Here is a 19,241-nt window from a genome sequence, read left to right on the forward strand (position 1 = left end):
AGCCACCAGGCCCTTCACTCATGATCGATACTCTCTCCCTGCCAACCTTGATCCTGCGGATTAAAAGATCGATCTTGAGCTGTTCCGACTCGTTCAATGCAGGTCAGCAAGTGTCTGTGGCTCATCCTGAACAGGTGGAACGGCTGGGACTACAACTGGCGGCAGGATGATCACCGTCGTGGTGTTCTACGGCACACTCGCCGGAGCAGGAGGCAGCTCGTCATATCCTGGGCCAGCGATCGGGATGCTGCTCGAAGCAGGTGTAGCACTGGATCGCGACTGTCAGTACCCCAGTGATGCCTTCACCGATCTGGCCGCGGCTCGGAGCGCGGCTGCCGGTCGGCCAGGTCAGCCAATGCTGGAACAACCCGCAGTCTGACCACCACGCCAAAGGTTTCCGCCGAAGCGAAACAAGCTCACCTTCATCGACAACGCTCGGACAAACACTCGGGCTTCCGCGCCACGACCACCTCCCAGAACTACTCCAGGATTAGGCTGACGCGCTCATCCACTGAGAGCAAGGTTCGGCGACACGCCACTAGTCTCCGGTTCGGAGATCCGCGAAGTCACAAAGTCGGTGAACCGGCCCGTGTCCGCGAAGTAGTTCGGGTACGCGTCGCGCAGCTGGCTGATCCGCGCGATGTTGATGAGGACCGCGTCTAGGTTGTCGTCGTCCTGGGCTTCCAACTCGGTCAGTCGCGCTTCGGCCTCGGCCAGCGTCTCGTGGACTGTCACCGTCAGGCGGCTTTCACTCCGCCAGAGTTCTAGCGTCAAGGTGTTGCGGCGGTCCGTCTTGGCGTGCTCGCTAACGATCGAGGCGTAGCCGCGAAGCCGATCTAGGACACCAACGCTGGCCTCCAGCCGCCGCAACTCGTCGGCTACCTCCTCGGCCGATGCGTGGGTGCCAGGCACCGGGGCGGTCTCCTCCTCGTAAGCCATGAGAGAGCCGACCAGGGCGAAGAACCGGAGCACATCTGGGTCACCCTTGCCGTACTTCAACTCGCTCCTCGAGAAAAGGTCCATCGTCTCGACTGCGGTCGCCCAGGCGTGCTGCAGCAGCGTGCGCACCTGCAGTTCGATCCGAAGGCCCTGGTACTCCCTCTTCGAGGCCCCGTACTCGTACACCAGATGGATACCCCGATAGCCGGAGTCGCGCGCGGTCCCGGATCGTCGCGCAGGTAGTCGTAGACCCGCCTGACGCGGTTCTTGCTCCTCGGCAGGTCACGCAGGACGGTAACCAACCTCTCGACTTCAGCAACGCTCTCGAGGACCACGCGGCACCCTCCAAGGTCATGCATGGTCGTAACGCTCATCGTGGGGTGGCGCCTGAGTTTGTCGAGGATGGTGGGAAGTCGCTTGCGCCGCTCAGCGACGACGGCGTTCGGGTTCACATTGAGCGCGTGCTGCCGCACGGTCACGGTCACGGCATTCAGGGGGAAGGCATGCGCAAGGCGGTAGTTACTCAGGATGTCCCGTGCCGCCTGGATCTCTTCGGGCGTACCTGTTCCCTTGCCGATCGTCCGACTCGCCCGCTGGACCGCCTTGTTGGAGTGCTCCGGGACCACCCACGTCTTCATGGCATGACCGTATCCGACCCCGCCGACACCGGCTGATCGTATCGCGTGACCTGGGCCTTCATGAGTGGAGCGGGTGACGGGAATCGAACCCGCGCTGTCAGCTTGGGAAGCTGATGTTCTGCCATTGAACTACACCCGCAAGCGGCGAACCGCGTCCCCTACTGTAGCGGAAACTTCAGGGTGTCCGCTCACCTGTGGGCCTGCTTTCGGTGGGCATGTGGTTGGTAGGTTGCCTCACGTGCTGCTTTCCGATCGTGACATCCTCACCGAGATCGACTCCGGCAGGGTCAGGCTTGACCCCTTCCAGCCGGAGATGGTCCAGCCGTCGAGCATCGACGTACGGCTGGACCGTTACTTCAGGGTCTTCGAGAACCACAAGTATCCGCACATCGACCCGGCGGTCGAGCAGCCCGACCTGACGCGGATGGTTGAGCCCGAAGGGGACGAGCCCTTCATCCTCCATCCGGGGGAGTTCGTGCTGGCGAGCACCTACGAGGTCGTCACCCTGCCGGACGACATCGCCTCCCGCCTTGAGGGCAAGAGCTCGCTGGGCAGGCTGGGGCTGCTCACCCACTCGACCGCAGGGTTCATCGATCCCGGGTTCAGCGGGCATGTGACGCTTGAGCTCTCCAACGTCGCCACGTTGCCGATCAAGCTCTGGCCCGGCATGAAGATCGGCCAGCTGTGCATGTTCCGGCTCAGCTCGCCGGCCGAGCACCCCTACGGCTCGGAGAAGTACGGCTCGCGCTACCAGGGGCAGCGGGGGCCGACGCCAAGCCGTTCGTATTTGAACTTCCACCGAACGCCCGTCTGAAGACGAACCTCCTGCCCGAAGACGGAGCCCCGTCTGAAGGCGACTTCTCGCCCGAAGGTGAGCCCTCGTCTGAAGACGGGCCCGCTTGAAGGCATCCGAAGGTGAACCCCCGTCTGAAGACGGGCCCGCCCGAAGGCGTCCGAAGGTGAGCCCCCCGTTCAAGGGCGAACCGTCGTCCGAGGACGGCCCCACCTCAGGGGTGATGGAAATCACCTGACGGCTACAAGGCCGACACCTGGGGCGTCGGGGCGGTAACGCACCGATCACCGTCTCCTCGGGCGGCTCCATAGATGACCAGTTTCCACGTAATATGGGCCAAAACCAGCATAACGGTCATCGGAAAGATGCACCCAAGGCTCACTCAACCCGCGTGTTGCCAGGTATACGCCGGGTAGCGACAGCTGGAAGAGTAGGCGTCTAGCGGGTGAAGTTCGCATTTCCGCTGGTAACCCGTACCCTTCTCTGCGGACCATCCCCGCACATCTGGAGAACGACGTGCGCCTGCGTCTCACGCCTAGTGAGGACAGCTACTACGACTTGTTCGCCGACTCGGCGAACAACCTCGTCACAGCGTCCCGACTGCTGGTAGAGATCATCAGCGACGGGTCGGACAGGGAAGCCCTGGCCGAGAAAATGCGCGCTTGTGAGCACGCCGGTGACGAGCGTACTCACGCGATCATGAACCGGCTCAACGAGAGCTTCATCACTCCCTTCGACCGTGAGGACATCTACCGCCTCGCCTCGAACCTCGACGACGTGATGGACTACATGGAGGCCGCGGCCGACCTCATCGTCCTCTACCAGATCGACCACCTCCCCAAGGAGGTCGTCCGTCAGGTCGAGGTCCTGGAACGTGCCGCGGAGCTCACGGCGGAAGCCATGCCCCGGTTGCGTTCGATGCGAAACCTGAACGAGTACTGGATCGAGATCAACCGGCTGGAGAACCAGGGAGACCAGGTCTACCGCCGCCTGCTCGCCAAACTCTTCGGCGGCGAGTACGACGCGTTGACCGTCCTGAAGATGAAGGAGGTCATCGATCAGCTTGAGATGGCCGCCGACGCCTTCGAGCACGTGGCCAACACGATCGAGTCGATCGCGGTCAAGGAAAGCTAAGTGGACCTCACGCTCGCACTCGTCATCGGCGTGGTGGTCGTGGCGTTGGCGTTCGACTACACCAACGGTTTCCACGACGCGGCGAACGCGATCGCGACCTCGGTCTCGACGCGTGCGCTGACGCCGAGGGCGGCCCTCTTCATGGCCGCCGCGATGAACTTCCTGGGCGCCCATCTCGGCACACAGGTGGCGGCGACCGTCGGCAAGGGCATCATCGACGCCCCGAAGGGCACCCACGGTCTGGTGATCGTGGGTTCCGGTCTGATCGGCGCGATCGCCTGGAACCTCATCACGTGGTACTTCGGTCTTCCCTCGTCGAGCAGCCACGCCCTCATCGGGGGCCTGGTCGGCTCGGCGATCGCCTCGTCGAGTGTCGTCCACTGGGACGGCGTCGTGGACAAGGTCGTCATTCCGATGATCCTGTCGCCGGTGCTCGGGTTCTTCCTCGCGGCGATCATCATGATCGCCATCCTATGGGGTTTCCGGCGCTCCCAGCCCGCCAAGACGAACCGGGGCTTCCGGCACGCCCAGACGCTCTCTGCCGCGGCCATGGCCCTCGGCCACGGCCTGCAGGACGCGCAGAAGACCATGGGTGTGATCTTCCTGGCCCTGGTGGTCGGCGGGTTCCAGCACGACGGGGACCCGATCCCGCAGTGGGTCATCCTCTCGGCCGCGACGGCCATCTCGCTGGGCACCTACGCCGGTGGCTGGCGGATCATGCGGACGCTCGGCCGCCGGATCATCGCCCTCACCCCGCCGCAGGGGTTCGCCGCCGAGTCGGCGGCGGCCGCGGTGCTCTACGTCGCGGCTCTGGGCTTCGGTGCTCCCGTCTCGACCACCCACACGATCACCAGCGCGATCATGGGCGTGGGCGCGACCAAGCGCCTGTCGGCCGTGCGCTGGGGGGTGGCGGGCAACATCGTGACCGCCTGGGTTCTCACGATCCCGGCGGCGGCACTGGTCGCGGCGCTGTCCTACTACGCGCTGCACTGGATGGTGGAGTAGGCGCGGGGCGCCCTTCGGCGCCCCGCGACCCCGTCAGAGACGCTGGTACATGACGTCCACATCCCAGCGGGTGAAGCCCAGCCTCTCGTAGAGGCGGACCGCCGCGGTGTTGCTCTCGTCGACGTACAGCATCACCTGGGCCAGCCCCAGGGAGCGCAGGTGCGCCAGGCCCGCCAGGGTGAGCGCCCTGCCCAGGCCGCCGCCCTGTTCGGCGGGGTCGACGCCCACCACGTAGACCTCGCCGATCGGCTCGGGGCCGTCGTGCACCTTGGTCCAGTGGAACCCCGCCAGGCGTGCCGTACCCTCCGCGGGGTCGCGCCGTTCGGCGAGGAAGAAGCCCGCCGGGTCGAACCACGGCTCCCGCTCGCGCAGCCTGAGGTCCTCCAGGGTCCAGGCGCCCTGCTCGGGGTGGTCGGCGAAGGCCCTGGCGTTGAGCGCGACCCAGGCCTCCTCGTCGGCGGAGCCGGGTTCGAAGGCGCGCAGCCGTACGCCTTCGGGGAGTTCGAAGGCGGGGAGTTCGACGGTCAGCGGGCGGCGCATCCGCCACAGCGACCTGACCCTGGTGAAGCCCGCGACGGCGGCCAGGGCCTCGGCCCCGGGATGCCCCCCGTGCGCCCACACGCGCAGGCGCCCTCCCGTCTCCTCCAGTACGGCCAGCAGCAGGCGACGCCCGTGACCTCGCCGCCGGAAGGCGGGGTGGACGACGAGCTCCCCACCCGGGGCGGTCGAGTCGGTCAGGTCCACGTGCGCGTAACCGGCCAGGTCGTCCCCGGCGTACAGCAGCACGGAACGCGTCCTCTCACCGCCGTGGCGCAGCTGCAGCAGCGCCTGTTCGTTGAGCGGTCCCACGCCGTCCGCCTCCGTCGCGGCCTCGGCCATCGCCAGGACGGCGGCCACCTGAGAATCGGCGAGTCGTTCCCTGTGTTCCACGCGCACGTTCATGTTCTGGACTTTATGCGCAGTGGCATTTCAACCGGTGGTCGGGGAGTGGCAAAAGCCGCCACCATTAGGGGCGGTTAATCGTTACCTCTAGGACATTCCTTGCATAGATCGCCACTTTAATGTCATGGTTCATGACGTCTCGTACCTTCCAGCGCCTGGCCATGGCCGGGGCTCTCGCCGGAGCGGGCCTCATGCTCGCGATGGGCCCGGCGACCGCGGCGACCCAGGGAAGCGCGCACAACGCGCACAAGGCTTCCACGACCGTCCCCGTCCGCCTGCTCTCCCTCAACGACTTCCACGGCAACCTCGAACCGCCGACCGGCTCCTCGGGCCGCATGGTCGACGAGACCGGAGCGACCGTCGAGGCCGGCGGCGCCGCCTACGTGGCCACCCACCTCAAGCAGCTGACCGACGGGAACACCCTGAAGGTCGCCCAGGGAGACCTGATCGGGGCCAGCCCGCTGCTGTCGGCCGCCTACCACGACGAGCCGTCCGTCGAGTTCCTCGGCAAGATCGGCGTCACCGCCTCCGCCGTGGGCAACCACGAGTTCGACGAGGGCTACTCCGAACTGCGGCGCGTCATGTACGGCGGCTGCCACCCGACGGACGGCTGCTCGCCCGCCGGACCCTGGAAGGGCGCGCGCTACAGCTACCTGGGCGCCAACGTGCTCCTCAAGAACCCGGGCGGCGGAGCGGAACGGGAGGCGCTGGCCGCGCTCGGCGGGAAGGACAGCGGGTCCCTGCGCGACCTGCTGGAGGGGTACGGCATCCCGGCCCTGCCGCCGGTGGCCGTCCGCTGGGTCAACGGCGTGCCGGTCGGCTTCATCGGCCTGGTGACCCAGTCCACCCCGGGCATCGTCACCTCCGAGGGCATCAAGGACCTGCGGTTCGTCGACGAGGTCAAGGCCGCCAACGTCGCCTCGAAGCTGCTGAAGCTGGTCGGCGTCAGGGCCCAGGTCGTGCTGGTGCACGAGGGAGACCAGGTCACCCCCGGCAGGTCCCCGGACGCCTGCAGCGCGCAGCCGGGCGCGGGCACCAGGATCGCCACCCAGGTCGACCCCGAGATCGACATGATCCTCAGCGGCCACTCCCACCAGGCCTACCTGTGCCAGGTGACCGACCCGGCGGGCGGCACCCGCCTGTTCAGCCAGGGCGGCTCCTTCGGCCGGGTGATCACCAAGGTCGACTTCCGGGTGGACGTCCGTACCCGTGACGTGGTGCGCTCCTCGGTCGTGGCCGACAACCAGGTGGTGACCCGTACGGTCACCCCGGACCCGGAGATCGCCGCGTTCGTGCAGACCTGGAAGGAGCGCGTCGCGCCGGTGGCCAACAAGCCGATCGGCAGGATCACCGCCGACGTCACCAACGCCGCGGCCCCCTCGGGAGAGTCGTCCCTGGGCAACCTCATCGCCGACGGCCAGCTCGCCGCGTCCAGGAGCGGGGGCGACGCACGGATCGCCCTGATGAACCCGGGCGGCGTACGGGCGAGCCTCACCTACACGGGTTCCCCGGCGGGGGAGGGCGACGGCGTGGTGACCTACGGCGAGGCGTTCACGGTGCAGCCGTTCAACAACCTCGTGCAGGTGATCACCCTCACCGGTGCCCAGCTGAAGACCGTCCTGGAGCAGCAGTTCCCCGGCGGCCCCAACGCGCAGCCGTTCACCAAGATCCTGCAGCCGTCCTCGAACCTCACCTACACCTACAGCACGGGTGCCGCGTGGGGCTCGAAGGTCTCCGACCTCAAGATCGACGGCGTGGCCGTGACGGACACCCAGAGCATCCGGGTCGCCGTCAACAACTTCCTCGTCGGCGGTGGTGACGCCTTCGCGGAGTTCACCAAGGGCACGGACGTGTGGAGCGGACCGCTCGACATCGACTCCTTCGCCGCCTACTTCGCGGCGAACCCGACGATCACACCCCCGGCTCCCACCCACATCACCGTCGTTCCCTGACGGCCCGGGGCGTCGCGCGGGATCCGTCGTGGTCCCGCGTGGCGTCCGTCAGTGGTGGGCGGGCTCGCGCTCGTCGGCGGACTCGCCGCCGCGCTCGGGGACGAAACGGTAGCCGACGTTGCGCACGGTGCCGATCAGCGACTCGTACTCGGCGCCGAGCTTGGCGCGCAGCCTCCTGACGTGCACGTCGACGGTCCTGGTGCCGCCGAAGTAGTCGTAGCCCCAGACCTCCTGCAGCAGCTGGGCGCGGGTGAAGACCCGGCCGGGGTGCTGCGCGAGGTACTTCAGCAGCTCGAACTCCTTGAACGTCAGGTCCAGCGCCCGGCCGCGCAGCCGCGCGGTGTAGGTGGCCTCGTCGATCGCCAGGTCACCGCTGCGGATCTCGTCGGGGACCTCCTCGGCGGCGGACAGGTCGAGCCTGCCGACGGCCATCCGCAGCCGGGCCTCGACCTCGGCGGGGCCCGCGCCGTCCAGCAGGACGTCGTCGACGCCCCACTCGGCGGTCATGGCGGCCAGGCCGCCCTCGGTGACGATGACGAGCAACGGGCAGGTGATGCCCGTGGTCCGCAGCAGCCTGCACAGTCCCTTGGCGTGGGCCAGCTCACGGCGCGCGTCGACGAGTACGGCGTCGGCGGGCGGGATGTCGATCAGCGCCGAGGCCTCCGCGGGGGCGACCCGCACCGAGTGCAGGAGCAGTCCCAGCGCCGGGAGCACCTCTGAGGAGGGCTCAAGGGCGTTGGTGAGCAGCAGGAGATTGCTCACGGTGCCTCCTTCCCGCGTCGTGCCGGCTGCTGGCCGTACAAACACGTAAGGACCCGGGGGCTACGTCGCCCAGGTCCCGTGTAGGTGAGGATAGCCGACGTGGCTGAGGCGTCCATGGAGTGTCCAGCTGATGAACACGGTTCACCTCGTGGATTCACGGTAACAGGATGATGACCCAGTGTGTATGGGAGGGGTTGGTCGGACCATGGCGAGAGGAACGATTCGCTACTGGGCGGCGGCGAAGGAGGCCTCGGGGGTCGCGGAGGAGCCCTTCGAGGCGGGGACGCTGGCCGAACTGCTCGCGGAGGTCACCCGGGGACGCGCGGAGCTGGCCAGGGTGGTCGGGCGGTCGTCCTTCCTGGTCGACGGCCATCCGGTCGGCAGGCGGGCGCACGAGACGGTCGCCCTCGCCGACGGTGTGACGGTCGAGGTGCTGCCGCCGTTCGCCGGTGGGTGATCGGATCCGGCGGTTGGTGAGGTGTTTTGCGAAGAATTGCCGGGGGATGTGCTGCGATGGCACTCTGGCCGGACCGGGGCACTGAACCGAGGCACTGAGAGGCCCTGAGTCGAGACACCGGGTCGAGGCACCGAACGGGGAGTCAGATGCGCAGGCTGGTCGCTTTCCTGGTTTTGCTGCTCGTTCTGTTCGCGATTCTGGACCGGGTGGCCGTGGCCGGGGCGCAGCGGGAGATCGCCCGGCAGGCGACCGCGAGATACGACCTGGACAGATCGCCGGAGGTGAGCATCCTCGGCATCCCGTTCCTCACGCAGGCGGTCGCCGGGCGCTACGACGAGGTCGAGGTCGCGGCGGGCCCGATGGTCCTGAACGGGCTGCGCCTGTCCAGCGTCGACTTCACCCTCCACGACGTCACCGCCCCGCTGTCGGACCTGCTGTTCAACTCGGAGCGGGCCGACATCCGCGCCGGACGGGTCGAGGGGACCGTGGAGGTCCCGCTGCAGGTTCTGAACCAGAGGGCGCCGCGCGGGATCAAGGTCGCGGTCGACGGCGACACCCTGACGGTCAACGGGGAGGTCACGGTGCTCGGCCAGAAGGTCCCGGTCAAGGCCGACCTGAAGATCGGCGTCTCCGCGGGGGAGATCCGGTTCACCCCGGAGAAGGTCACGGTCGGCGGCGGCATCCCGGTGCCCAACCCGGAGCGGTTCATCGACTACCGCATCCCGGTCAAGAACCTGCCGTTCGGCGTGAAGATCACTGGCGTGCGCGTCGTGCCCCAGGGGATACAGGTCTCCGGTGAGGCGACCGACGTTCCCCTGCACGGCTGAGGACGCGCTCTCCCGGGTGGGCGACGTATGACTGAACCGAAGCGCCGCGCCGTACGTCGTGAGGGTGTGAGCCAAGCCGGAACCGCCGACGAGCAGCTCGTCAGAGCGCTCTTCGACGAGCATGGCGGCCCACTCTACGGTTACGTTCTGCGGCTGACGGGTGACCCGGGGAGAGCGGAGGATGTCGTGCAGGAGACGCTGCTGCGGGCGTGGCGGCATCCTGACGCGCTCAGCGGGAAGCCCATCCGCGCGTGGCTGTTCACGGTGGCCCGCAACCTCGTCGTCGACCAGCACCGGGCGCGCAAGGCGCGTCCGCCGGAGATGGGGGACGAGGCGCTGGCCGTCGTGCCCGCCGACGACGAGCTCGAACGGGCCGTCGAGTCGTGGGCGGTCGCCGAGGCGCTGGCCACGTTGAGGCCGGAGCACCGCGAGGTGCTCGCCGAGGTCTACTACCAGGGGAAGTCGGTAAAGGAAGCCGCCGAGGCGCTCGGTATCCCCGCCGGAACGGTGAAGTCGCGCACGTATTACGCGCTTCGGGCGCTCAAGCTGGCGCTGGAGGAGCGGGGGCTCGCGCCATGATGATGACCTGTGACGACGTGCGGATGTCGCTCGGGGTGTACGTGCTCGGGGCGCTCGAACCGGAGGAGTGCGTGCTCGTCGAGGCGCACCTGGCCGAGTGTGAGGGCTGCCGCGCGGAGTTCGAGGAGCTGACGGGGGTCGCGGCCTTCCTGGAGAAGGTGTCCCAGGAGGACGCGGCGCAGGCGGTCAGCCCGCCGCACGCCGTACTCGACCGGCTGCTGAGCGCGCGGGTCAGACGGCGCAGGCTGAGCAGGGTGCTGCTTTCGCTGGCGGCCTCCGTGCTGGTCGTCGGCCTGGGCGGGACCATGTGGTCGGCCATGCGCCCGGCTCAGGACGGTGCCTCCTCGGAGGCGCTGCCCGCGGCGGTCTCGGCCTCGGCGGGCGGTGAGAGCGGGCAGCTGTCCAAGGCGATGAAGGACGACAGGGGGCAGGGGTACGTCACCGTGCCCTCGGAGGCCCCCTCGAACGAGAACTCCCAGGACGCCCGGATCTTCTCGGACGTCCCGGAGAGGCGCCGGACGGTCAAGGGGGACAACGGCCCCGTCCACGTCACGGTGAGCATGGCCGAGGGGGAGGGCACCACGACCGTCAAGGTCGTCGTCTCCGGGATCGCCAAGGGCACCCCGTGCAGACTCGACGTGGTCGGCGCGGACGGCCGGCGGCAGACGGCGGCCAACTGGGTGGTCAACAAGGCCGCCTACGACCGCTCGGGTCCCTTCCAGGGAAGCACCACGATCCCGTTCGGGACCGTCACCAGGGTCGAGGTCACCACGGCGCAGGGCCGCGTGCTGGTCGGCGTGGCCGTTCCCTGACCGGATTCCGCCGCTCCGGCCCGGGTTCGGGCCGGCCGCGGGGAATGGCCGGTCGCGGGCGCGTGTTGTCGTGCTCCGTGACCGGATTGGCAGTGGTACTCGTCACGCTGGCCCTGGCCACGCTGGTCGGCGTGATCGTACGGCGGCGCGACGGCGTGCCGCGTGAGGTTGGGGGCGACGTGGAGCGGCTGACGTCCGGTGATCTCGGAGTCCCCCTGGGAGAGCGGGCGACGCTGGTGCAGTTCTCCAGCGCCTTCTGCCAGCCCTGCCGGGCGACCCGCAGGGTGTTGTCCGAGGTGACGGCGATGGTGGCCGGGGTGGCGCACGTGGAGATCGACGCCGAGTCCCGCCTCGATCTCGTCCGTTCGCTGAACGTCCTGCGAACCCCGACCGTACTGATCCTTGACGCGTCAGGACGTGTTGTGAAACGTGCCTCCGGGCAGCCACGTAAGGCCGACGTGATCGGGGCGCTCGGCCTCGCCGTCGGCGAATGAACAGGCAAATATCATTCATTGGGCAAATTTGTCTCACATTGTGGGCAGGGATGTGACAGACGATGGAGCGTCGAGGTAGTGTCTTCGGCATGAACCCCTCGACAGAGCTGCTGACTAAGCGGCGCGCGGTAGATTTCTGCCGCGTCGCCACCGCGCTCTGTCGCGCTTCCTAAAGGGCGATCTCAAGCGGTCCCATGCCGCACCGATCTGTACACCCCTTCAGGAGCATCGAGCGATGCAGGTTGATCCCCGTGCCCTTCGCTTCTCCGCGGCTCTGACGACCGTCGTCCTCGCTCTCGTCCTCGTGACGGGCAGCGTCTGGTTGTTGGGAGCCCAGACCGTGGTGTTCGCGCTCGGCCTCCTCGGTGCCTCGCCGTACGGGATGATTTTCAAAGGGATCGTGAAAAGCCCTCCGCCGGAGTTGGAGGACGCGACCCCCCCGCGCTTCGCGCAGGGAGTGGGTCTGGTCTTCGCCCTGGTGGGTCTGGTCGGCTACGTCACGCAGATCACGCCGCTGGCCCTCGGCGCCACCGCCGCGGCTCTCTTCGCCGCCTTTCTCAACGCCGCCTTCGGTTTCTGCCTTGGCTGCGAGATGTTCCTGATCATTCGCCGTATATTTCCCGCCGCAAATTAATCCCGGAGGATTCCGATGAGCCGCTCCGCCGTCCTGGTGGACGCTGACTGGGTCGAGGCCAACCTCGACACCGAGGGCGTCGTCCTCGTCGAGGTCGACGAAGACGCCAGCGCCTATGACAAGGGCCACATCCGTGGCGCCGTGAAGGTCGACTGGAGGCAGGACCTTCAGGACCCCGTCCGTCGCGACTTCGTGGACCGCGAGGGCTTCCAGGCGCTGCTCTCCTCCCGGGGCATCGCCAACGACGACACCGTGGTTCTCTACGGTGGCAACAACAACTGGTTCGCGTCCTACGCCTACTGGTACTTCAAGCTCTACGGCCACGAGAACGTCAAGCTGCTCGACGGTGGCCGTAAGAAGTGGGAGCTCGACTCCCGCGAGCTGGTCAAGGACGTCCCCAACCGTCCGGCCACGAACTACCAGGCCACGGAGCAGGACCTGACCATCCGCGCCTTCCGTGACGACGTCGTCGCCGCGATCGGCAAGCTCAACCTGGTCGACGTGCGCTCGCCCGACGAGTTCACCGGCAAGCTGCTCGCCCCCGCGCACCTTCCGCAGGAGCAGGCCCAGCGCGCCGGCCACGTGCCGACCGCCCGCAACATCCCGTGGTCCAAGGCGGCCAACGACGACGGCACCTTCAAGTCCGACGAGGAGCTGAAGGCCCTCTACGAGGCCGAGGGCGTCGACTTCGCCAAGGACACCATCGCCTACTGCCGTATCGGCGAGCGCTCGGCCCACACCTGGTTCGTCCTGCACGAGCTGCTCGGTCAGGCCAGCGTCAAGAACTACGACGGTTCGTGGACAGAGTACGGCTCGCTCGTGGGCGTGCCGATCGAACTGGGAGAGGCTCGATAATGACTCAGGGATGCGCTGCTCCGGAACAGACGATCGCCCTTCCGGCCGGGATCGACCTTTCGACCCAGGCCGTCATCCAGGGAGTGGTCTCGGGCACGGGCACGGCCTACGCCCGCCTGCTCGACCACTCCGGCGAGTTCACCGGTGAGGTTGTGGTGTCCGAAGAGGGCATCTTCCGCTTCTTCGCCGCCCCCGGTGAGTGGACCGTCCGCATCATCGCGGGTGGTGGCGTCACCAAGGACATCCCCGCCCAGGCCCGCCTGGGTGAGGTCACGCAGCTCGCCGTGGCTGTCTGACCAGACCTGATCACCGAGAAGCCGGTGCCCCACCAGGGGCGCCGGCTTCTCGCGTTCTACGCGGCTCCGCGTCGTTCGACCCTGCGGACCGCGTCGGCGTAGGCGGGGTCGGAGGACATGGCCGCGGCCAGGCGCAGGTGGGGCAGGGCCTCGTCGGGGCGGTTGGACCGTTCGAGGGTCCGGCCGAGCAGGAACCTGGCGTAGTGGTCGCCGGGAGCGCGCTCGACCAGCGGCTCAAGCGTCCGCAGCGCCCGGCCGAGTTGCGCCGAGCCGAAGTAGGCGCGGGCGGCCAGCAGCCCGACCGCCGGATCGTCGCCGTGGTCTTCGAGCAGCGGACGCAGCATCTCCAGCGCGCCGAGCGGGTCACGGGCGTCGAGCAGGGACTCCGCGTGGCGCAGGCGCGTGACCTCCTCGGGGAGATCACGGCCGGGGGCGGCGTGCCGTACCAGGTCGCGCAGGACCTCCGGCGACTGGGCGCCCGCGACGGCCTGGTCGCCGACCACGAAGGTCGGTGAGGTGCCGATGCCGATGGCCTTGCCGCGCAGGAGCTGGTAGCGGACCTGCTCGGTGCCCTCTCCGGCGGCGAGCGCCTCGGCCACGCCGTCCAGACCCGCCTCGGCGGCCAGATCGGCCAGGACGGCGCGGTCGCCGATGTCCGAACCGTCGGTGAAGTGGGCGCGCAGAATCCGCTCGACGACGGCGCCCTGCAGGGCGGAGCCGCCGCGCTCGTAGGCGACGGCGATCACCCGGTGGGCGTCGAAGGTGTTGGGCTGCGGGACGGCGCCCCAGATCGGGCCCTTCGGGGCTTCTCCCGTGGGGACGGCCGGATCGCGCGGAGCCTCGGCCTGGGGCCCCGGGGCCGTCGGGTCGAGCTGGTAGGGACGCCAGACGACCTCGACGTCCTCGCCGAACCCCGCACTCACCAGGCGCTGCCTGCCGACGTGGGCCCAGGTGCAGACCATGTCCGCCCAGACTTCGATGCGCTTCATAGCCGCTCAAACAAACGGGCCCCGCGGTTTATTCAACGGCCTCAGGAAGGCCTGTACGGCGCCGGAATCGCATGATTGTTTCGAAAGGGTTCTGTCGAACGGACCAAGGGTTCGCGCGACGTGTTTTCGCGGATCGCCGGTGAACGGTGTCCTACCTGGCAGGTCGTTGGGCTCACCGGCAGGGGGAATCTCCGCCGAGGCCGTTCTCAAGGCATGAGCCCCGAATGCGGGAAAGGAAAGTCCTGACGGTCCTGGATTCGCCGATCCGCTCGTCGGCGGCGGTGAGGCGGCCGACGGATTGACCGCCCTGCGGGGCGCCTGTCGGGTCCGAGGGGAAATTCGAGCCGCCGATCCGTGATTCCCGGGAGGGCTTTCCCTGGGGAGGGGCGTTCTCGCGTTCCCGTCCGTGCGGGCCGCTAGGATCCTGGGGTGTCCGGAACGCCTGCTATGTCCCCGCCGCTACCGCCATCGAGAGCCGCGGGCCGCGGGCCGAGCGCGCTCACGGCGTACTCCCTGCCCCTGCACACCCTGAGAATCCTGGGCGCATGCGGGATCTCACTGGTGCTCTGGTTCTCCGCAGGACGGGCGATCCGCGCGGGCCTGCTGTGGGCGGGCACCGAGTTGTCGCACGGCGACTACCGGCAGGTCCGGCTCGTCGTCACGATGCTGATCTTCACGTTGATCGTGATGAACGAGCTCGTCATCACCGTCGGCATGCTCTACTCCGTGCGTGGCGCGCTCAGGGAGATCCAGGTACGGCGGGCGGGGGAGGAGGCCGAGGAGAACCTGTTCGGCGCGCTCAACCGGGCCACGCTGGTCTTCGCCACCATCTACATGGCCTGGAGCTTCCACGTCGAGGACGCCAGGGACTTCGTCGCCCTCGACATCACCCACAACGTCGGGGAGGACCTGGCGCGGAGCTTCGCCGGTGAGACCATCACCACGGGCACCGGCCTGGTCGGCCTGGACGTCCGGATCTCGCTCGGCATCGCGGTCGTGGCCTACGGGCTCAAGGCGCTCTTCGGCTGGTGGCACGCCAACGACAAGGTCAGGGGCAGCGGCATCATGGCCGCCTTCTTCGAGCTGGCCTTCGCCTTCTACAGCATCAACGCGATGTTCACCCTCGTCTCCGCGCGTTCCGACTGGTTGTCCGGCCGGGTCGCGGTGGCCACCCTGAACGGCTGGGCCGAGCAGGCCCGGAGCGACATCCCCGGGTGGAAGGAGGTGACCGGCGCCATCGGGGAGGCCTGGCCGTACGTGGTCTCCGCGCTGGTCGAACCCCTGACCTGGCTGACGGTCGCCTCGCTCGTCTACGGCGCGTTCGCCGAGGACACCCGCGCGGTCGTACGGGGGACCAGGCTGGACACCGTGGCCGACCGGATGGAGCAGACCCACACGCTCACCCGCTCGACCATGACCCGGGCCACGACCGGGTTCCAGGAGCGCTGGGTCCCACCCGCCAACGCCTTCCGGCTGGCCGTACGGGGAGGGGCGGCCCTGTTCGGGCTGTTCTGCCTGTGCTACGTGCTGATCCGGGTGGGCACCGACTACGCCGACCAGGGGATACGGATGCTGATCGGCAACGAGGAGCCCTTCAGCTGGGTGCTCTTCGGCAACCCCGCCGGGGTGATCAGGGAACTCCTCGTCAAGGTGCTGACCATCTGCCTGCTGGCGGCCACGTTCGACATCGCCGCCACGCGTAGCCGCGAGGCCGGAGAGGTGATCAGCGCCTGAAGCGCAGCACGTTGTCCTTCAGCTCCTCCTCCTTCGCGGACCGTTTGAACATGTCCTCCACGGACTCGTTCTCGATGATCCGCGCCGGGCTGGGACGCAGGTAGACCTCCACCTGGGAGGAGAGAGCCCTGGGCACCACGCCGACCATGTTGTAGTGGTACGGCGCGCCGACCCTGTAGTCCTTGGCGTCCAGGGGCAGGTCGTCGTCGAGGGGCTCCACCTTCCAGACACGCCCGTCGGCGGCCCGTACCTCGACCTCGGGGGGAACCCGGCGGATGATCCCCTCCTGGTCCAGGGCGATCCGGGTGATCCTGATCTTCAGCCACTGACGGTCGGGCGGGGTCGGGCGGGTGTTGGGGATGCTGTCGACGACCTCCACGTTCACCTGCCAGGACACATGCTTGAACGACGCGGTCTGACCGGCGGCGAAGGTGTGGATCTTGTCCGGGGGGCGTGCCTCACGGTAGGTCGTGTAACCGTCCATGGTGGGAACGGCGATGGCGACCGCCAGGGCCAGCACCGCGCCGACCGCCCGCAACGCCGTACGGCCCGGCTTGGCCGGTGCCGGGTCGGCGGGTCCGGCGGCCCCGTCAGGCTCGGCGTCGTCGGCGACCGGGGCGGCCGGGGCGGCCGGGGCGGAGGCGGGGACACCGGCAGTGGGAGCAGGGGACTCCTGGGTCATCCCCAGGGGCTGCATGGCGGGTACGGGCTGCCTGGGCGGCAGCGGGGCGGCGGGGACGGCGGGGAAGGGCTGCGTCGAGATCCCGGCGTGCTCCTCACGGACCGTCGGGGGCCAGACCTGCTGGTCGGGGAAGGTGCCACGGTCGGAGGCGAACCAGGAGGGGCCCACCGGGGGCTGTGCCTGGGGAGCCCGTACGGGCTGCGCTGGGGCGGCCGGCGCCTGACCGGGGTGAGGCGGGCCGGGCTGGGCCGGACCGGCCTGAGAACCGGAGCGCGGGCCAGGGTGAGGACCGGGGTGAGCTGGGCCGGACTGAGGCGGACCGGCCTGAGGACCGGGGTGGGACGGACCTGCCTGAGGGCCGGGGTGAGCCGGGCCGGGCTGGGGGCCGGGGTGTGGGCCGGGCTGGGGTGACTCGGGCTGGGGTCCGCGGTGCGAGCCGGGCCGAGGATCGGAGTGGGACGGGCCGGGCTGCCCAGGGCCGGGGTGGGCCGACATGGGCTGGGTCGGGCCGGGGTGGGGCGGGAAGGCCTGGGGCGGGGTTGGGTGAGCCGCGCCTGGATGAGCCGGGGTGGGCTGGGCCTGCGGAGGGGCGGGCACAGCCGAGGGGGAGGGCGCCGGGGTGGAGGGCATGGCCGGGGAGAGCACGCCGGGGGCGGTGGGTGGCTGGGGCCAGGTTTCCTGGGCTCCCTGGGAAGGCCACGGGGCGCCCGATGGGGGAGCCGGAGGGTTCTGCGGGGAAACGCCCTGCCAGGGAGAGTCCTGACGAAGGGCGTCCTGCGGAGAGGCGTCCTGCCAGGGAGAGTCCTGACGGGGGGCGTCCTGGAAGAAGGAGTCCCGTCCGGATATATCCGGCCTTGGGGGGATCGGGTGAGGGGAGTCGGGCCAGGGGAAGCCCTGGTGGACGGCCTCCGGCCCGGGAAGGCCCTGTCCGGAGACGCCTGGCCCGGGGAAATTCTGACGGGAGACGTCCGGTCCCGGGAAGCTCTGGTCCGGCCTGGGAAGGCCTTGCCCGGAGACGTCCGGTCCTGGGAAGCCCTGGTGGACGGTCTCCGGTCTGGGAAGGCCCTGTCCGGAGACGTCTGGTCTGGGGAAGTCCTGACGGGAGGCGTCCGGTCCCGGGAAGCCCTGGTGGGAGGCATCAGGCCTGGGGAGGTTCTGGTGGGGGGCGCTGGGGCGGAAGAAGTCCTGCCCGGGGGCGTCCTGCGGGGAGGCCGGGGGCGGGGTGGGCAGGCCGTACGGGGGGAGGGCGTGGGGCTCCTCCTCCGGAGCGGGCCGGCCGGGCTCCACCGGAGAGGACCAACCGGGCGTGGTTTCGTCTCCGGGATGCGGCGTGCCCGTCACTTCTTGTTCCCCAACGAGTAGATGTCCTTGGCTTCGGATACCAGCCGGGCCGCGCCCGCCTCGTCCAGGCCGAGGTCGATCTCCACCTCGGGCAGGGACGGCTCGACGATGAACCCGCGCACGGAGCTGACCACGATACGGGCTCCGGCCAGTTCGGAGACGGGCAGTTCGAAGACGGCGGGTCCGGTGGCCCACCAGCCGGGCTGGACGAAGAACTGCTTGATGGTCTGGGTCTCGGGCACCCGGTCGGTCGAGGTGTAACGCTTGCCGTCCGCCGTGAGGATCTCCAGCGAGACGATCTTCTGAGGCTCCCTGGTCGCCTGGGCCGCCAGGTCGACCACGAGGAAGATCCCGGTGGTCTTCGCGATCGCCGTCTTGCCGCCCAGTCCCGGCGCCTCGATCGTCTTGGCCGCGTGCACCGCCCTGGCCTGGACCCAGACACGTGAGGCCCGTACCTCGTCACCGACGCCGCCGGTCCAGGTGAGCGGGCCGCCACGGTCGTCGCGCGTGTAGGCGAAGGTCTGCGCCCACACCGCCGCCGCGGCGAAGGCGACCCCGACGAGCAGCCCGACCGGCCTGCGCCACCTGTTCGGCTGGGAGGGGGCACGGCGGCGTCCACGGGTGGGCGCGCCCGCGCGTTCGGGGGCGACGGTTCCCATCAGACGCCTTCCTTACGCTGGACCGGGAGGGTGACCTGCGCGGCGACGGTCGGCGGTCCTTTGGGGTCCTCGCTGACGAGCACCCAGCCGAGCTCGTGGCTGAAGCCCTCGTTGAACTCGAAGGTGCCCACGTCCAGTTTCACCTGCTGGGGGGCACGCTGGCCGTCGGTCAGCTGGTACTTGATCACCACGGTCGAGGGGACGCCCGGGTGGAGCTGCTGGCTCGGGACGCCCTCGGCGGCGACGGAGGTCAGCGGGCCGTACGGGGTCTTGAGCTCGGGGGTCACCTTGAGCAGGCCCGCGCCGAACAGCAGGCCCCGCTGGGTGCCGGACCAGGGGGAGCCGACCGTGGTGGTCTTCTCTCCCTTGTTGGTGACCTTCATCACGACCTCAAGGAAGCGCTTGCCCTCCCCGCCGTACTCGTCAGGTTGGAAGGCGGTGCGCGATTCGACGAAGGTGGTCGTGAACTCACCCTGGTCGACGGTCGCGCCGGGGCCGAGCTGTTTGGGAGGCTCTTTGGGAGCCTCGGCGAGTCCACCGAAGGCCGCGGTGACTCCCAGACCGGTGGCCACCACCAGAGCGGCTACCGGGACCGCGACCGGGCGCCGTCGCGTGCTTTCGCCACCGGAGGGAGACGTCATGACAAAGGATGGTAATCGCTTACCTTCACCCCATCCGACTCATTCATCCCTTAAGCGGCGATGAACATGGGGAAAA

21 protein-coding genes and 1 tRNA gene are annotated in these 19,241 nt (G+C 68.9%); 14 read left to right on the forward strand and 8 right to left on the reverse strand.

Translation table 11 applies throughout. From position 1 onward, the window contains the following. Window positions 1–504: 504 nt before the first annotated feature. Together ACFOYY_RS05320 and ACFOYY_RS05325 are read right to left on the reverse strand one after the other, a co-directional pair. On the reverse strand, window positions 505–1,125 hold the full coding sequence (locus ACFOYY_RS05320; RefSeq protein WP_386188311.1) for a hypothetical protein: 621 nt from the start codon (window positions 1,123–1,125) through the stop codon (window positions 505–507). A gap of 517 nt (window positions 1,126–1,642) precedes the next feature. Next, window positions 1,643–1,716 (reverse strand) — tRNA-Gly (locus ACFOYY_RS05325). Window positions 1,717–1,815: 99 nt separating this feature from the next. Between ACFOYY_RS05325 and dcd the strand changes: the two genes are divergently transcribed. From dcd to ACFOYY_RS05340, 3 genes are all read left to right on the forward strand, one after another. After that, on the forward strand, window positions 1,816–2,391 hold the full coding sequence (gene dcd, locus ACFOYY_RS05330) for a dCTP deaminase (RefSeq protein ID WP_352014609.1): 576 nt from the start codon (window positions 1,816–1,818) through the stop codon (window positions 2,389–2,391). Window positions 2,392–2,886: 495 nt separating this feature from the next. After that, complete coding sequence (locus tag ACFOYY_RS05335; RefSeq protein ID WP_352014610.1) at window positions 2,887–3,504, forward strand: DUF47 domain-containing protein; 618 nt, start codon at window positions 2,887–2,889, stop codon at window positions 3,502–3,504. Further along, the gene (locus ACFOYY_RS05340; protein ID WP_352014611.1) at window positions 3,505–4,509 is read left to right on the forward strand and encodes an inorganic phosphate transporter; all 1,005 of its coding nucleotides are present in this window, start codon (window positions 3,505–3,507) and stop codon (window positions 4,507–4,509) included. Between the two features lie 33 nt (window positions 4,510–4,542). Here the strand turns inward: ACFOYY_RS05340 and mshD are convergent, their stop codons facing one another. Further along, window positions 4,543–5,451, reverse strand: coding sequence for a mycothiol synthase (gene mshD, locus ACFOYY_RS05345; protein WP_386188315.1), 909 nt, complete (start codon window positions 5,449–5,451; stop codon window positions 4,543–4,545). A gap of 131 nt (window positions 5,452–5,582) precedes the next feature. Between mshD and ACFOYY_RS05350 the strand changes: the two genes are divergently transcribed. Then, a complete protein-coding gene (locus ACFOYY_RS05350; RefSeq protein ID WP_386188317.1) occupies window positions 5,583–7,403 on the forward strand; it encodes a bifunctional metallophosphatase/5'-nucleotidase in 1,821 nt (606 codons plus the stop codon). A gap of 48 nt (window positions 7,404–7,451) precedes the next feature. Here ACFOYY_RS05350 and ACFOYY_RS05355 read toward each other — a convergent pair whose 3' ends face one another. Beyond that, complete coding sequence (locus ACFOYY_RS05355; protein WP_352014614.1) at window positions 7,452–8,165, reverse strand: winged helix-turn-helix transcriptional regulator; 714 nt, start codon at window positions 8,163–8,165, stop codon at window positions 7,452–7,454. A 205-nt stretch (window positions 8,166–8,370) separates the two neighbouring features. Between ACFOYY_RS05355 and ACFOYY_RS05360 the strand changes: the two genes are divergently transcribed. From ACFOYY_RS05360 to ACFOYY_RS05400, 9 genes are all read left to right on the forward strand, one after another. Next, complete coding sequence (locus ACFOYY_RS05360; RefSeq protein ID WP_386188319.1) at window positions 8,371–8,622, forward strand: MoaD/ThiS family protein; 252 nt, start codon at window positions 8,371–8,373, stop codon at window positions 8,620–8,622. 146 nt (window positions 8,623–8,768) lie between these two features. Further along, on the forward strand, window positions 8,769–9,449 hold the full coding sequence (locus ACFOYY_RS05365) for an LmeA family phospholipid-binding protein (RefSeq protein WP_386188321.1): 681 nt from the start codon (window positions 8,769–8,771) through the stop codon (window positions 9,447–9,449). A gap of 27 nt (window positions 9,450–9,476) precedes the next feature. Further along, the gene (locus ACFOYY_RS05370; protein WP_184712468.1) at window positions 9,477–10,028 is read left to right on the forward strand and encodes a sigma-70 family RNA polymerase sigma factor; all 552 of its coding nucleotides are present in this window, start codon (window positions 9,477–9,479) and stop codon (window positions 10,026–10,028) included. After that, on the forward strand, window positions 10,025–10,840 hold the full coding sequence (locus tag ACFOYY_RS05375; RefSeq protein ID WP_352014617.1) for a zf-HC2 domain-containing protein: 816 nt from the start codon (window positions 10,025–10,027) through the stop codon (window positions 10,838–10,840). The genes ACFOYY_RS05370 and ACFOYY_RS05375 overlap by 4 nt, the downstream gene beginning before the upstream one ends. Before the next feature lie 134 nt (window positions 10,841–10,974). Next, a complete protein-coding gene (locus ACFOYY_RS05380) occupies window positions 10,975–11,334 on the forward strand; it encodes a TlpA family protein disulfide reductase (RefSeq protein ID WP_386188482.1) in 360 nt (119 codons plus the stop codon). 89 nt (window positions 11,335–11,423) lie between these two features. After that, window positions 11,424–11,507, forward strand: coding sequence for a putative leader peptide (locus ACFOYY_RS05385; RefSeq protein WP_352014750.1), 84 nt, complete (start codon window positions 11,424–11,426; stop codon window positions 11,505–11,507). 62 nt (window positions 11,508–11,569) lie between these two features. Beyond that, the gene (locus tag ACFOYY_RS05390; protein WP_352014618.1) at window positions 11,570–11,968 is read left to right on the forward strand and encodes a DUF4395 domain-containing protein; all 399 of its coding nucleotides are present in this window, start codon (window positions 11,570–11,572) and stop codon (window positions 11,966–11,968) included. A gap of 15 nt (window positions 11,969–11,983) precedes the next feature. Then, window positions 11,984–12,823 (forward strand): sulfurtransferase, encoded by an 840-nt coding sequence (locus ACFOYY_RS05395; protein WP_352014619.1) that lies wholly within the window; start codon window positions 11,984–11,986, stop codon window positions 12,821–12,823. Continuing rightward, a complete protein-coding gene (locus ACFOYY_RS05400; RefSeq protein ID WP_352014620.1) occupies window positions 12,823–13,119 on the forward strand; it encodes a DUF1416 domain-containing protein in 297 nt (98 codons plus the stop codon). Before ACFOYY_RS05395 ends, ACFOYY_RS05400 begins: the two co-directional genes overlap by 1 nt. Before the next feature lie 56 nt (window positions 13,120–13,175). Here the strand turns inward: ACFOYY_RS05400 and ACFOYY_RS05405 are convergent, their stop codons facing one another. Then, complete coding sequence (locus ACFOYY_RS05405) at window positions 13,176–14,108, reverse strand: DsbA family protein (protein ID WP_386188325.1); 933 nt, start codon at window positions 14,106–14,108, stop codon at window positions 13,176–13,178. A gap of 561 nt (window positions 14,109–14,669) precedes the next feature. Between ACFOYY_RS05405 and ACFOYY_RS05410 the strand changes: the two genes are divergently transcribed. Beyond that, complete coding sequence (locus ACFOYY_RS05410; protein WP_352014622.1) at window positions 14,670–15,842, forward strand: hypothetical protein; 1,173 nt, start codon at window positions 14,670–14,672, stop codon at window positions 15,840–15,842. Here ACFOYY_RS05410 and ACFOYY_RS05415 read toward each other — a convergent pair. From ACFOYY_RS05415 to ACFOYY_RS05425, 3 genes are all read right to left on the reverse strand, one after another. Next, a complete protein-coding gene (locus ACFOYY_RS05415) occupies window positions 15,832–16,692 on the reverse strand; it encodes a hypothetical protein (protein WP_386188328.1) in 861 nt (286 codons plus the stop codon). The genes ACFOYY_RS05410 and ACFOYY_RS05415 overlap by 11 nt on opposite strands. A 1,169-nt stretch (window positions 16,693–17,861) precedes the next feature. Continuing rightward, entirely contained in the window at window positions 17,862–18,524 is a 663-nt protein-coding gene (locus ACFOYY_RS05420) for a hypothetical protein (protein WP_362781157.1), read from the reverse strand. Beyond that, window positions 18,524–19,165: a hypothetical protein gene (locus tag ACFOYY_RS05425; protein ID WP_352014625.1), complete on the reverse strand. Its 642-nt coding sequence runs from the start codon at window positions 19,163–19,165 to the stop codon at window positions 18,524–18,526. The genes ACFOYY_RS05420 and ACFOYY_RS05425 overlap by 1 nt, the downstream gene beginning before the upstream one ends. Between the last annotated feature and the right edge of the window lie 76 nt (window positions 19,166–19,241).

The organism is Streptosporangium jomthongense (genome assembly GCF_042650425.1).
Lineage (GTDB): Bacteria > Actinomycetota > Actinomycetes > Streptosporangiales > Streptosporangiaceae > Streptosporangium.